This is a genomic window from Pseudoalteromonas sp. MBR-15, assembly GCF_053628915.1.
The window spans coordinates 24,046-39,327 of the sequence record NZ_JBRJHH010000005.1; the positions used below are offsets into that span (position 1 = coordinate 24,046).

10 protein-coding genes are annotated in these 15,282 nt (G+C 42.6%); 4 read left to right on the top strand and 6 right to left on the bottom strand.

Going from position 1 to position 15,282, the window contains the following annotated elements:
• The gene (locus ACSSVW_RS08295; protein WP_454179134.1) at positions 1–594 is read right to left on the bottom strand and encodes a TetR/AcrR family transcriptional regulator; all 594 of its coding nucleotides are present in this window, start codon (positions 592–594) and stop codon (positions 1–3) included.
• Positions 595–708: 114 nt separating this feature from the next.
• Here ACSSVW_RS08295 and ACSSVW_RS08300 point away from each other — a divergent pair, with 114 nt between their 5' ends.
• Together ACSSVW_RS08300 and ACSSVW_RS08305 are read left to right on the top strand one after the other, a co-directional pair.
• Entirely contained in the window at positions 709–1,788 is a 1,080-nt protein-coding gene (locus tag ACSSVW_RS08300) for an MBL fold metallo-hydrolase (RefSeq protein ID WP_454179135.1), read from the top strand.
• Between the two features lie 127 nt (positions 1,789–1,915).
• On the top strand, positions 1,916–3,553 hold the full coding sequence (locus ACSSVW_RS08305; RefSeq protein ID WP_454179136.1) for a M28 family metallopeptidase: 1,638 nt from the start codon (positions 1,916–1,918) through the stop codon (positions 3,551–3,553).
• A 59-nt stretch (positions 3,554–3,612) separates the two neighbouring features.
• Here the strand turns inward: ACSSVW_RS08305 and ACSSVW_RS08310 are convergent, their stop codons facing one another.
• From ACSSVW_RS08310 to fabB, 4 genes are all read right to left on the bottom strand, one after another.
• Entirely contained in the window at positions 3,613–7,545 is a 3,933-nt protein-coding gene (locus ACSSVW_RS08310; protein WP_454179137.1) for a FimV/HubP family polar landmark protein, read from the bottom strand.
• 320 nt (positions 7,546–7,865) lie between these two features.
• Positions 7,866–8,882: an aspartate-semialdehyde dehydrogenase gene (locus tag ACSSVW_RS08315; RefSeq protein ID WP_454179138.1), complete on the bottom strand. Its 1,017-nt coding sequence runs from the start codon at positions 8,880–8,882 to the stop codon at positions 7,866–7,868.
• A 31-nt stretch (positions 8,883–8,913) separates the two neighbouring features.
• On the bottom strand, positions 8,914–10,035 hold the full coding sequence (locus tag ACSSVW_RS08320) for a 4-phosphoerythronate dehydrogenase (RefSeq protein ID WP_036967315.1): 1,122 nt from the start codon (positions 10,033–10,035) through the stop codon (positions 8,914–8,916).
• 175 nt (positions 10,036–10,210) lie between these two features.
• Positions 10,211–11,425 (bottom strand): beta-ketoacyl-ACP synthase I, encoded by a 1,215-nt coding sequence (gene fabB, locus ACSSVW_RS08325; protein ID WP_036967312.1) that lies wholly within the window; start codon positions 11,423–11,425, stop codon positions 10,211–10,213.
• 179 nt (positions 11,426–11,604) lie between these two features.
• On the opposite strand from fabB, the gene mnmC reads away from it, so the two are divergent.
• Complete coding sequence (mnmC, locus tag ACSSVW_RS08330) at positions 11,605–13,650, top strand: bifunctional tRNA (5-methylaminomethyl-2-thiouridine)(34)-methyltransferase MnmD/FAD-dependent 5-carboxymethylaminomethyl-2-thiouridine(34) oxidoreductase MnmC (RefSeq protein WP_454179139.1); 2,046 nt, start codon at positions 11,605–11,607, stop codon at positions 13,648–13,650.
• 136 nt (positions 13,651–13,786) lie between these two features.
• Positions 13,787–14,425 (top strand): SDR family oxidoreductase, encoded by a 639-nt coding sequence (locus ACSSVW_RS08335; RefSeq protein ID WP_454179140.1) that lies wholly within the window; start codon positions 13,787–13,789, stop codon positions 14,423–14,425.
• Here the strand turns inward: ACSSVW_RS08335 and ACSSVW_RS08340 are convergent.
• Positions 14,422–15,195 carry a sulfite exporter TauE/SafE family protein gene (locus ACSSVW_RS08340; protein WP_454179141.1) on the bottom strand — a complete coding sequence of 258 codons (774 nt, stop codon included), beginning with the start codon at positions 15,193–15,195 and terminating at the stop codon, positions 14,422–14,424. The two genes, ACSSVW_RS08335 and ACSSVW_RS08340, sit on opposite strands and share 4 nt — an antisense overlap.
• Positions 15,196–15,282: the final 87 nt, after the last annotated feature.

Sequence of the window (15,282 nt, forward strand, 5' to 3'; positions counted from 1 at the left end):
CTATCGTTGATAACGCGCTAAAAACATTTTCACGGTTTCGCTAATCACTTTCTCTTCTGTGTCGCCATTTTGGCGCTCAAATCCATACAAAAGAGGATAAAAGATCAGCGATTTTAATTGATACACAAACTGTTTAGCCGCAAATTCAGCATCGTCAATATGTAACACATGCGCGTCACTGGCCGCCTCTAAAAAAGCCACTAAATCTTGCATGCAACCCATACTGTTGTTGGCGAGCGATTTAGCTAAATCGGGCTGTTGGAGCATTTGCATAAAAGCCACTTTCGCTATTCTTAAAAACTCTTCCGAGGTAAGCAAAGCCACCTCTTGCACAGCAATTTGTGTTAACTGCTCTGCAATCGGGTGCTGCTTATTAAAAACAACGGCTTTTTCTTGACGCACTTTTTCAAACATAAACACCAGAATAGCCTGAAACAGCACACCTTTATTTTCAAAATGATTATAAACAGTGCGTTTAGAAGCGCCCGCTAAGCTTGCAACCTGATCCATACTCGTCTGTTCAAAACCTTGTTGAAAAAACAACGTTTCAGCTGCATTCAAAATATCGAGTCGTTTTCTTTGTGATAATTTCATGTACTTCCCCCATGACATCAATAGTGTAACGCAAAAATAAAAAATGCACTAGATAGTTTACTTTTAAAGCAAACAATGAAAAACTACACTACTCAGTTTACTTATGGTAACGATATGAAATTTCTAAGATGGCTCGTAATCGCCACAGTATGCTTCATGGTCGGCGTGTTAATTATGAATAATCAAATTGCCGCTGAAGGCGTAAGTGATGACAGTCACTCAGCTCAATTAGTAGATGGCACCTTCTATAATAATGCAAAGGTTGAGCAGCCTGGTTTTAGAAAAACGCTGGGAATCTTCATACGTTTCATGACAGAAAAGAAAATTGATGCAGAACCCAAACACGAACTGCCTATGTATGCTTTATCAACACAGCAGCTTGCGTCTTTATCGAATGACAGCGTCCATTTTGTGAAACTGGGCCACTCATCAATTTTAGCTAAAGTGTATGGTGAATTTTGGCTGTTTGATCCTGTATTTTCCGAGCGAGCTTCGCCATTTTCGTTTATGGGACCAAAGCGTTTTCAACCTACGCCAATACGCATTGAACAGTTACCTCACATTGCGAAGGTTTTTATCTCGCACAACCATTATGATCATTTAGATAAAGCAGCTATCAAGCAACTGGCCGACAAAACCGACTCTTTTTATGTTCCGCTCGGTGTAGAAAATGAACTCATAAAATGGGGAGTAAAAAAGCAAAAAGTGCTTAGCTTTGATTGGTGGCAAGACCATACGACTACAAACAGCCAAATCGTTTTTACACCCACACAGCACTTTTCAGGCAGAGGCTTAACGGATAGAAACAAAACACTGTGGGGCTCATGGGCTATAAAAGTAAAAGACAAACGCTTTTATTTTAGTGGTGACTCTGGTTATTTCGCGGGCTTTAAAGAAATTGGCAAACGCTATGGGCCATTTGATATTACCTTTATTGAAACTGGGGCTTACGACCAAGAGTGGTCGAATATTCACATGACACCAGAGCAATCTGTTCAAGCGCATTTAGATTTACACGGAAATATCATGGTCCCAGTGCATAATGGCACATTCGATTTAGCATTTCACACCTGGTATGAACCACTCAACCGCGTGACTAAAAAGGCTGTACAAGAGCATGTCTCGCTAAGCACCCCACTAATTGGCGAGGTATTCAGTATTCAAGATCCTGCGATAAACAAAACCTGGTGGTAAATTTTTCATGGCTGAAAATTGAATGATTATCTACTCATCCTGAATAATCAGTTGTTTGTAGCGTCTTTCTGGACAGCCCTCTTCTCGTCCCATATAGTGAAACTCTGTACAATCAACCAGAAAAACTATGACAACTTACCTTAAATACGCAAGTTTAGCGCTTGCCGTGGGTTTATTCGGTTGCTCTGAGCAACCAACCCCAAGCGCTGATGAAGCAAGCACTGATAAACTAAGCACATCCACGCTTGAAACCGTCAACATTGACAAAGTACGTTCACACATTAAAACGCTTGCCTCTGATGAGTTTTTAGGCCGTGGTCCACTCACAGAAGGCGAAACTCTGACCATTAACTACTTAGCTGACGAATACAAAAAGCTAGGCTTAACGGGCAGTTTTAATGGCAATTTTTTACAGCCAGTGACAATGGCAAAACTCACGCCTGATCAGAATATGACGCTAAAGGTTGGCGAGTTAAGCTTTAATGCTGGCAGTGATTTTACCGCACGCACGCAACAAATTAATCCAGAGATCAATATTGCTGGCTCTGACGTGGTGTTTGTTGGCTATGGTATTAATGCCCCAGAGTATAACTGGGATGACTTTGCTGACATTGATGTAAAAGACAAAACAGTTATTGTACTTGTCAATGACCCAGGATTTGCGACTCAAGACGACACGCTATTTACAGGCAATGCCATGACCTATTATGGTCGTTGGACTTACAAATACGAAGAAGGTGCACGCCAAGGTGCAAAAGCCGTGTTTATCGTGCACGAAACAGCACCAGCCGCTTACCCTTGGGGAGTTGTTGAAAGCTCGAACACAGGCAGTAAATATACACTTATCGACCAAGACAATAATGCATCAGACATTCCTGTCATGGGATGGATTGATGAGCAGGCCGCAAATGAAATTTTTGCTCAAGCAGGCTTTGATTATCAAACCGAAAAAGCCAACGCATTAAAAGCTGATTTTAAGCCGCTTGATTTAAAAGTGAAAGCGGAGCTGACATTGAAAAGTGATATCTCCCAAGCACAATCGCATAATGTTGTAGCAACACTTGAAGGCAGTGAAACACCTGATGAATACATCGTTATTGGCGCTCACTGGGATCATTTTGGTACGAAGCAAACCGAAGAGGGGCTGAAGATTTATAATGGTGCTGTCGATAACGCTTCAGGCACCGCAGCCACTATTGAAATTGCCCGCATTTTGAGTGAAATGCATAAGAAAAAGCCATTCAAACGTTCAATAATCTTCGCAAATTTCACCGCAGAAGAAACGGGGCTAATTGGTTCAGAGCAATTCGCTACCGGTGAAATTGCCCCCACCAAACAAATGGTGGCACTGCTTAATATCGATGGTATGAACGTACTTGATGGCGTTGACTACATTTTACAATACGGCAAAGGCATGTCTGAAATGGAAGACTACCTAGCTGAGGCAGCACAGTCACAAGGACGTCACGTAAAGATGGATCCAAGACCACAGAATGGCTTGTTCTTCCGCTCAGATCATTTTTCATTGGCTAAACAAGGTGTGCCAAGTTTGTTATTTATGAGCTTAGGCGATACAGACCCCGACTATATTGCTCATAAATACCATAAAGAAGCTGACGACTATTCGCCGCAATGGTCAATGGGCGGTGTGAAACAAGACATTGAACTGATTGTTAATATTGCAGCCAAACTTGCTGATAACGGTGATTGGCCAAAATGGAAAGCCGAGTCTGATTTCAAGGCTCGTCGTTTACAAGATAGGTAACACCCTAGATTAAATACAAAAAACCGAGCGACTAAGCTCGGTTTTTTTACTTTAATACTTTATGACTTAATTTTAGCTTTTAAAGATAGCGCCTCTTCTTGTACTTCTTCTGGGCCATTGGCAATCACATCTTCAATTGCCTCTAACGCAGAATCAAAATCATCTATTTCGATATACGCTCGCGCTAAATCAAGCTTGGCAGAGTAGCCCCCACTTTCAGCATCAACATCTGTAGGGTTATCACCTGCAAGCAAGTCATTAAAATCGCTAAGACCCACATCCATATCAACATCGTCATATGGTTCAAAATCAAGCGCTTCATCATCACTCTGTTCAAGCAATGAATCTATATCAACAAACTCATCGTCTGTTTGCTTAGAGGCTTGTTCATCTGAGGGTTCAATATCAGTTGAAAAGTCACTTTCGTCTGCGGCTTCAACTTGCAGGTCTTCATTTAACAGTGCATTGAAATCAACGTCGAATTCACTGGCATCCGTTATGTCTGTTTCATCCGGTTCGGCGAGCTCATTAAGCAATGCATCAAAATCTGTTTGCGTCAGATCTGCCATAAAATCATCATCGATTTCATCATCTGAAAGCTCACCGATACCGTCACTATCCGCAAGCGTAGATTCAATATCAGCCAGTGTTTGCGCATTATCTGCAACACTTTCTAGTTCAGAGTCTTCTAACTCAAACTCTTGTAAATCATCAAGCTCTGGTAGCGAGTCATCTACTGTTACTTTATTTTCAAGTTCAGCAGAGTCGCTTTCAGGCTCAAATGCATCAGCTTCAGTGAATTCATTATCGAGCAAAAGATCATCATCAAAATCATCTTCAAGCTGGTCAAGTTCATTGCCACCTGCGAGTGAGTTAGCTAGATCTTGCTCTGCTTGGCTCGGCTTTATCGTATCTTCGTTTTTGAGCTCTGTGTCATTATCATCTAACTCAAAACCTGCTTCATCTAGCTCAAGTTCTGGGTATTCCTCCAGTTCTTGGCTTGGTGTCACCGTATCTTGCGTTAAAGGTTCGTCTTCAATGTCTAAATCAAATTCATCGGTTAACTCGTCCTCGGCAAGCGGGTCGTCACCTAAATCAATTTCGACCTCTTCAAAGTCCTGCTCGGGTTCATCAATAGACCAATCTGGTGGGGCAACATAGTCTTCGTCTTCACCGATTTCGTTGAGCAGTTCATCAACACTTTTTAATGCCGGATCATCATATTCATCTAAGCGGTCATCTTCGTCTAACAGCTCATCACTGTCTTCATTAAATTCCTGATGCAGAGCTTCATCAATGTCTACTTCTTCTGTGCTATCAACTAATTCAGATGCCACTGATTCTACATTCATGTCATCAATAGCTTGATCAGCATCAGCAAGATCAGCTAATGAGTCTTGTAGATTTTCGTTATGCTGCGCGTTGTTGTCTTCTTCGTTCGATAGGTCAGAGATTTGCGCTTCTGTCTCTTGCTTAAGCTCATTTGCTTCTTGAATGAGTTCATCAATATCATCGAGATCATCGTCTTCAGTAATCAGTGAATCATCTAACTCATCTTCATCATTAAGTGTATCGACGCCTGTCTCTTCATCGGCTTCATCTTGATCGGTTTCGACTTCATCAAGTAATGAATCAATGTCGTCAATATCAAGCGCGTCATCAAGCTCATTTTCATCAACTTGTTCATCGAACTCAGGTTCTTCATCGACTAATGGCTCTTCACTCTGTGCGTCTTCAATTGCAGCTTCATCCGTTGCAACCTCATCAAGTAGTGAGTCAATGTCGTCAACATCAAGTGCATCGTCTAGCACGTCTTCGTCAACAGGCTCATTTTCATCAACCAACGCATCTTCATCAACTAGCTCGTCAACTTGAGGTTGGTCGTCAACTTGAGGCTGGTCATCCTCTTCAGGCTCTTCACTGAGTGCTTGTTCGGTTGCAGCTTCATCAGTTGAGGCTTCATCTGTTGCAGCTTCATCCATTGCAACGTCATCAAGGAGTGAGTCAATGTCATCAACATCGAGTGCATCGTCTAGTTCATCTTCGTCAACTAGCGCGTTTTCATCAACTAGCTCGTCAACTTGAGGCTGGTCATCCTCTTCAGGCTCTTCACTGAGAGTTTGTTCTGTTGCGGCTTCATCCATTGCAACGTCATCAAGTAATGAGTCAATGTCGTCAACATCGAGTGCATCGTCTAGTTCATCTTCATCAACTAGCTCTTCAACTTCAGGCTCTTCACTGAGTGCTTGTTCGGTTGCAGCTTCATCCATTGCAACGTCATCAAGTAGTGAGTCAATGTCATCAACATCTAGCGCATCATCATCACTCGCTTCATCTAATAAAGCATCAATATCGTCAGCATCGACCGATTCATCTTCCACTGTGTTCGGTGTGTGTGCTGGCTGTTCATCCGTTTGCACGTCATCAATTAAGCTATCGATATCAAAGTCATCTTCATCGATTAATTCAGCATCAATAGTGCCTACAGGGGTCTCGTCCGCTTCATCGAGTAAGTCGTCAATGTCATCTAAATTAACATCTTCATTTTGCTCTGAGCTGGTAGTATCGTTTTGCTCGTCAATTAGGCTGTCAATATCAAAATCGTCTTCGGCAAGCTCTTCACTTAATGCCGCCATATCATCGTTTTTGTTGCTGTCTTGCGAATCATCGGTGTTGTCGCTGGCGAATAGATCATCAATATCATCCGCACTTAAAATATCGCCTGAAGAGTCGACTTGTGATTGTTCACCTTCTAAATCAATTTCATCGCCTAAGCTGTCGTCATCAGATTGATCAAAATCTTGCTGTAAAAATGCGTCTAAATCATCATCTTCACTGCCTTCTGACTCATCATTAAACACAATATCGTCACTTAAAAGCCCTTCGAGTTCATCTTGATTTAAAACACTGTCATCGTCGTCAAAACTATCATCAATACTGTCATCAAAGATAATGTCATCATCTGGCAGCATATCTTGGTCTAAGTCATCATCTAAGCGAACACTCAGATCATCGTTATCTTCAACGGGGTCAGGAATAAGCGGATCATTATCGACTAGAGGGTCTAACTCATCATTTTCAGTGTAAGTTGGGCTTTGTGGTAGAAACTCATCGTCATCGCTGGCTTCTGGCTCGTTGTTATTTCTTTTTTTCAAAAACAACACAACTGCCGCAATAATAAGTAACGCAGGAATGAACATTAAAGCACCGAGAACAAATGGGTTGCTTAAAATTGACGACACGTTAAGCCCACTGTCCTCTTCAATCTTTTTTGCTTTTTGCTGCTCTATAATCTCATTCTGTTTGGCAATTAACTCTTTAAGTTGCTTTTGAATTTCACTGTCTTGTCCGAGTTGGTCACGAACTGTTTCTAGCTCTTTCGAAATACCTGTTAGCTGTTGTTTTAACTTATTATTTTCGGCAAGAATTTCTTCAACATTATCGACCGATGTTTTAAATTGCTTTTGCAATTCAACAAGCTGCGTGCCTTGCTCAGTTTTGATTGTGTTTATTTCTTGTTTAAGCTCTTGCTTTGCTTCGTCTAAATCGACTTTACGAGCTTGCGTCACCTTTTTTTGCGATTCGTTTATTTCGGCGACTGTTAATGTGCCATTTTTCTTTTTCTCCCACAGCTCATCGTCTTGCTCAGATCGGGCTTTCGCTAGGGTCGGGTTAACAGCACGCATTTCTGCAATAGTAGGAATTTTAAGATACGCGCCATCACGCATGTGATTCAGGTTTTGATCTAAAAACGATGACGGGTTTTTGTCGTACAATGCTTGCATAACCTGATAAATGCTTACAGAGTTATCAGGTCGAATTTTAGCGGCAATACGCCACAGAGTATCAGTCGGTTTTATCGGACCAATTGATCGCCCCTGCGCACCATAATCGACGCCTTTAGGGCCTTTAAGAGTGGAGCCTTCATCAGAGTAAGTCGGTGTTACCACCAAGGCAGACGCTAATATGAAGAGTGTTGCTAAACCGCGCATGCTGATCCTTTATGTTTTAAATGTTAACGCAGCAACGTTGGTTGCTTAAACATCAAGTAATTCTTGCAGAATTGATTCTTAATTATGCTTTCTTGCAAGCTCTATTCCAGCTGCAAACTATAAACCAGTTGGTGAGCAATATCTATTGCAACACTTTGATAGTAAATAGCTTAAATATTAGCGGCTGAGAGACTTTTTTATTGTTATGTTAAGTTTATACGCTTTTACAGCGTATGCGGCAATAATTTGGCACTGAAAACATAAAAAAAGCGGCAATTAGCCGCTCTCTTTACTGAATGACTCAGTCAAAATCATCAGATTTAAAGGTAGTTTGCAATTAGCTCTTCAGCGATTTGCACACTGTTCGTTGCAGCCCCTTTACGCGTGTTGTCACTCACTACCCACATGTTTAAGCCGTGTGGATGAGAAATGTCTGCACGTAAACGACCAACATACACAGTGTCATTACCACTTGCATCAGATACCGCTGTTGGGTAATCACCCAAGTCATCAATCAGTTCTACACCCGGTGCATCATTCAGTAACTGTTTTACATGCTCAAGATCAACTGGCATACGTGTCTCAATATTAATCGCTTCACTGTGACCAAAGAAAACCGGAACACGAACACACGTTGGGTTTACCACGACACTCGTGTCACCTAAGATTTTTTGTGTCTCGTTCACCATTTTCATTTCTTCACGGGTATAACCGTTGTCTTCAAAAGTATCGATTTGTGGGATGACGTTAAAGGCAATCTGCTTAGGAAAAACAGCATTATCCATTGGACGCGCATTCATTAGGTTAGCGGTTTGCTTAGCAAGTTCATCAACGGCCTCTTTGCCCGCACCCGACACAGCCTGATAAGTCGATACATTAATACGGTCAATACCGTATGCATCGTAAATAGGCTTTAACGCGACCAACATTTGAATAGTTGAACAGTTAGGATTTGCAATGATATTGCGGTTTCTAAAATCCGCTAAGCTCGATGCATTCACTTCAGGTATCACTAATGGTACATCGAAGTCATTGCGAAAATGCGAGGTATTATCAATCACCACACACCCTGCGTCTGCAGCAATGGGGGCGTACTTTTCAGAAACATTTCCCCCAGCTGAAAATAAACCTATGTGTGCCTGGCTAAAGTCAAACCCTTCTACGTCGAGTACTTCAATCGATTCATCACGGAATTGTATTTCCTCACCCGCACTGCGGCTACTCGCAAGCAAGAACAACTCGCCAACCGGAAATTTACGATCTTCTAAAGTTTCGATAATTTGACGACCCACTAAACCTGTGGCGCCTAAGACAGCAACATTAAATTTTTGCGACATGTGTTTTCCTCATATGAATAAAGTACTGACTTTATTCGTTAATTCTAAATCCCAGTGCAGCTAAAGCGGCTTCACAGGCACTGTTTGCAGCCACCGACAGTGTATTAAACTCACGTCGTGGCGGGTAATTTTTCCGTAGGCTATCAAACCCTTCTTGATTTAACTTACTACGCAAGATGCCATCATCACGACGAACATCGTAAATAAGGTGTACTAAGCGGCCTATGTCATCTAACGTAAAGGTTTCACCGAGCGAGACTGCATGGCTAATTGGTTCAGGTAAAAAATCTTCCAGCGACTTCAGTGCTGCAACACCCTCAAGTTCGCACACTTTTTGGTACAACATTTGAGTACCACGGGCTTTTCCTTCAAGGGTATGGCCTGCAATGTGCACACTCGCAAAACGCACATAATTAAGTAGCGGAGTGAGTATATTTGGCTCGTTTTCCCAGACATCAAGCACGCAATCAAGTTTCGCTCCTTGCTCAAATAACTCTAGCAAAGCCTGATTATCGATAACATCACCACGGCTTGCATTAATAAGAGTCGTGCCATCTTTGAGCTTCGCTAAACGTTGTTTGTTTAACATATGCAACGTTTTATGCGGCCCCTGCTTCACCAACGGCACGTGAAACGTAATAATATCGGCAGTGTCAAGAAGGGTATCAAAATCAGTATGTTCTACTAATTCACCCGTCTCATGCTTAGGAGGATCGCAGAGCAATACGTTCATACCCAGTAGGTTTAACTTATCACGCAGACAACTACCAATGCTGCCTACCCCAACAATACCAATGGTTTTACCTTGCAGTGACTCAGCATTTTCTTGGCATAAAGCATATAAACTACTAATAACATATTCTGCTACAGCAACGGCATTACAGCCCGGCGCACTGCTAAATGCAATATTGCGCTCTGCCAGTAGTTCAGTATCAATGTGGTCAACACCTATGGTTGCCGTACCAACAAACTTCAACTTATCTGCCTGAGTTAATAACGCGTTATCAACATTTGTCACTGATCGAGTTAATAGTATATCAACCCCAGCCAACTGCTCAGGTTGTAAGTTACGGCCATCAAATCGCTCAACATCACCAAAATCGGCAAAGTACTGCTCAACCAATGGCATATTTTGATCTGCAAGAATTTTCATCTGTGTGTCCGAGAAGCAGAAAAGTGGCGCTATTGTAACGAAAATATAGCTATACGGATAGCGTAACTGCTCATACAGACTCACGCTTAATAAATATAAAAGGCAAAGAATACAGTGCGGAGTTAGAAACGAAAAAGCCGAGCAAACGCTCGGCTTTGGCAAATACTGGAGAGGTTTAACCTTTATATTTGCTCATTACTAGTGTGGCGTTTGTGCCACCGAAACCAAAGCTGTTAGACATTACTGTATTCAGTTCAACGTCTTTTCGCTCAGTAACAATGTTTAGACCTTCTGCTTGCTCATCTAACTCATCAATATTGATAGAAGGTGCAACAAAGTTGTGCTCTAGCATTAACAACGAGAAAATAGCCTCGTGAACGCCTGCCGCACCTAATGCGTGACCCGTCATTGCTTTTGTTGCACTGATCATCGGTGAGTTACCGCCAAACACTTCTTGAATTGCGCCAAGCTCTTTAACATCACCAACTGGGGTTGAAGTACCGTGCGTATTTAAGTAATCAATGCCGCCTTCAAGACCTTGCATTGCTTGCTTCATACAACGTACCGCACCTTCACCTGATGGTGCTACCATGTCGTAACCGTCAGAAGTTGCACCATACCCTGTGATTTCAGCGTAGATGTGTGCGCCACGAGCAAGTGCATGCTCAAGTTCTTCAACGACAACGATACCGCCACCACCAGAGATAACAAAACCGTCACGGTTTGCATCGTAAGTGCGCGATGCTTTCTCAGGAGTTTCGTTATATTTAGTCGACAATGCGCCCATTGCATCGAATTCCATCGCCAGTGTCCAGTGAAGCTCTTCACCACCACCCGCAAAGATCACATCTTGCTTGCCAAGTTGAATTTGCTCAACCGCATGACCAATACAGTGTGCAGATGTTGCACAGGCAGAACTAATTGAGTAGTTAACACCTTTAATTTTGAATGGTGTTGCAAGACATGCCGACGTGGTGCTCGCCATCGTGCGCGGTACCATGTATGGACCTACACGCTTCACGCCTTTTTCACGAAGAATGTCAGCGGCTTCAACTTGCCATTTAGATGAACCACCACCCGAACCCACTAATAAACCAGTGCGTTCGTTTGAAACTTGCTCTTCATTAAGGCCTGCATCTTCAATTGCTTGTGCCATTGAAATATAAGCATATGCTGCTGCATCGCCCATAAAACGCATCGCTTTACGATCAACAAATTCTTTAACATCAATATCGATTTTGCCTGAAACGTTGCTACGTAGGTTGTAATCAGCAAACTCTTGGTTGAACGCGATACCACTACGGCCTTGTTTTAATGATTCTAATACTTCTTCTTTGTTGTTACCGATGCTTGAAACAACACCGATGCCCGTAATAACGGCTCTTCTCATGGGTAATTACCTTAGCTCTATACTAAATTGTGTTCTATTTTACGCTGAAAATACACGTTAAGTGGTCAGCTTTCTAGCGTACACATGTACTCTGAATGTGTAGCTTATAAATAACGCCAGACTATTTCAAAGAAAACACGTAAAATAATGAAAAAAAGTTGTAGTTATTTAGTTAAACCATGATCAAAAACGCAAATATACATTTTAATCACCTTGGTACACCCGTCGCCGATCAGTTTGACGATGTTTACTTCTCCAATGACGATGGCTTAGCTGAATCGCATTATGTGTTTTATCAACAAAACAATATCTCGCAACGATTACAAAATCATGACCGCGCGCATTTTGTTATTGCCGAGACGGGTTTTGGTACAGGGCTTAACTTTTTAAATACCTGGCAGCAATTTGCTGCTCACCTTGATAGGCAGCATGACAAGCAAGAAGTTCAAAATCAACACGACCTTAGTGTAAATAAAAGTGACAATAGCTCGGTTAGACGCTTGCATTTTATCTCGTTCGAAAAATTTCCAATTAAACGTGATGACCTTGCCCATGCACTAAAAGCGTGGCCTAGCTTACACACATTTAGTGCCCAGTTAATTGCTCAATACCCCATTAACCTTGCTGGCTGCCACAGATTAGAATTTGCCGACGGGCGAGTCGTACTCGACCTTTATTTTGGTGACGTACAAGACAGTATTGATACCATGAGTTATCCACGTGAAGGCGTTGTTGATGCATGGTACTTAGACGGTTTCGCGCCGAGTAAAAACCCCGACATGTGGCAGCAAAGTGTGTTTAATAAGATGCGTGCAATTTCACGCGAACATGCCACCCTAGCTACGTTCACAGCTGCAGGATTTGTTAGACGCGGTTTAAATGAAGCCGGTTTCACTATGGCCAAAGCCAAAGGCTACGGCAAAAAACGTGAAATGCTGATAGGCACCTTAACAACACCCACAGAGCAGCAATCTGGCCCTGCGTATTTTTCTCATCATGCAAGTACATTAAATAACGTTGCTGTTATTGGTGGCGGCATCGCCAGTAGTAGTGTGATGTACTCTTTAGCAAAAAGGGGCATTACAACGACACTTTTTTGCCAAGATGACGCACTTGCTATGGGGGCCTCACACAATGTTCAGGGCGCTGTTTACCCGCACCTGCAAGCCAAGAACTCACCGCACAGCGAAATGTTTGCGCATAGCTTTTTATACGCAAAACGCCTATATCAACAATTACTCGATGACGGCTTCGACTACCCTCACCAATGGTGTGGTGTATTGCAACACGCAGTAAAACAGGGCTTGGCCGATAAACACCAAAATTTAGCCGACAAAGCGCTTTGGCCAACTGAATTAATGCGCAATGTCAGTGCGACTGAAGGCGATGATATTGCGGGAGTAAACACAGGCTACTCTGGCGTATTCTTTGAACAAGGTGGCTGGGTAAACCCGCCTGCCTTAGTGACCGCCCTCTTTAATAAGGCATACTCACTCAATCCAATTAAAACCCATTTTAACTGCCATATTGAACAACTTGAAAAAACAGAATCAGGTTGGGTGTTACACACAAAAACACAGCAATTTGGTCCATTTAGCGATGTAATAATATGTGCGGGCGAGCATAGCGACCAATTTAAGCAAACCCAGGCATTGCCCGTTGTAGGTGTGCGTGGTCAGGTATCGCATGTTGAGGCAAGTGAGCAATCCAAACAATTAAAAACGGTGCTGTGTCATAAAGGATATTTTACCCCTGAGTTTCAAGAGCATCACTGCATGGGGGCAACATTTGAGAAAAACTCAAAAAGCCGCGAAGTGAAAGAGCAAGACAACCAAACAAATCGAGAACAACTGCTTAGCTTCTATAAAGGCAGTGACTTTGCCACATCATTAGGCGAAATTACCGCAGCCAAAGCAGCAGTAAGATGCAGCTTTATTGATCACCTACCAATGGCTGGCGAGTGGGCGGAGCAAGACGATTATGTCAATGCCTTTGCGAATTTAAGACTCGGAAAACGTTACCAATATCAGCCCTTAGCAAAACCTCAACAAGGCTTGCATGTGCTTACAGGGTTTGGGGCAAGAGGTCTGTGCAGTGCGCCACTGTGTGCCGAACACTTGGTCGCCTGCTTGAACAATGAACCCAGACCTTTTAGCGAACGAGTTAGCCAAGCAATTCACCCTGCTCGCTTTATTATTCGCGACCTAATTCGTAATAAAATCTAAAAAGACTGGGGGCTAAAAAGTCCCCTTCTTTTTCAAGCCGATTACAAATTAGTTTAATTTGTCCCTTTAAAATTAAGATCACACCCCAAAGTAGTAAGTTACACGTAAAAGTTAACGCAACTGGAAGGAGTTTGGTATGAAAACCCTAATCATAGGTGCAAGCGGACAAATAGGTAAAATGACCACCCAAAAAATGCTCGCTCAAGAGCATGAAGTCGTGGCATTAGTACGTGATAAAAGCAAATTGACTGATATTGAGCACCCAAACCTGAGCATTGTTGAGCAGGCTCTAGAAAATGATTTTAGTCGCGCACTTACAGGGGTACAGCAAGTTATTTTTAGTGCCGGCTCTGGTGGTGCAACCGGTGCCGATAAAACCTTGCTCATTGATTTATGGGCTGCGGTAAAAGCAATTAACTATGCAGTTGATGCACAGGTTGAGCACTTTATCATGGTAAGCTCCATTGGCGCTGATGATCCCGATGGCATTGAAAGCAGCATCAAACCCTATTTAGTGGCTAAGCACATGGCCGATGAGCATCTACTACACAGTGGCTTACATTACAGCATAGTAAGACCAGGCACACTCCTTAACGAATCGGCGTCTGGATTATTCACCATAAATCGTCCTGCAACACGCCAAGATGCCGTGATAAACCGAGAAGATGTTGCTGATGCACTGGTTTATATCGCCAGTCATAAACCTGATAAATCGCAACTATTCGAGTTATTTAATGGTGACAAACCACTCGACGAGCTATTAGCAGGTAACTAAGCAAACACAAAATAGATTCCCTGCCACGCAAGTTGCAGGGAAAGTAACGTCAGTACTAAACGAAAAATCTGTTTAAATTTATCTGATGAGATACGGTGCAATAGCTTCAAACCCAGCCAAGTGCCTATTGCACCACTCATAATCATCGACATTACAAGCGGCAACCACTGCCAAAATGCAAACCCGACAGCACCATACAAAATAGCCTTTAAAGTATGCTGCACCGTCATACAACTCGAAAATGTCGCGGTAAATTGCAGTTTATTGTAGTTATTTACATACAAACAACTACCAACCAGCGGCCCACTGGCACCCACAAACATCGAAATAAACGAGGTCCAAAGCCCTGCTAAAATGCGCCAAAGCGTTGATGTTTCTCTGATCTTAGGTGTCACACCCCAAAGCAAATAGAGCACAAAAGCTGCCACCACTATTTTCATTAACTCAAGCGGAATAGCGGTGACGATAGTTGACGCTACCAGTGCACCAAAGATTCCTCCCAACGAGAAATATAAAAACATAGCGCCATCGATATGCTTAAAAGTATATAAAAAGCGGTTCGCGTTAGAGCCCAGCTGCACTAAGCCGTGCACAGGGATCACCACACTCATAGGCATCATTGACGCCATAATGACTAACAGCATTAACCCGCCACCAGCACCAAATGCAGCAGACACCATCGAGGTAAAACTTGCCAATATAATTAAGATAATTGTGCTGATCGGGCTTAACAACCCCCCACTAAAGAAATCCCAACTTACCAGTTCCATTATCGCGCTTTAAATAGAGTGTTTAGACTAAAATTACCATGGCAAGATAGTATTAGCGACTGTTTGAAACTGCATTTCGACTAAAAG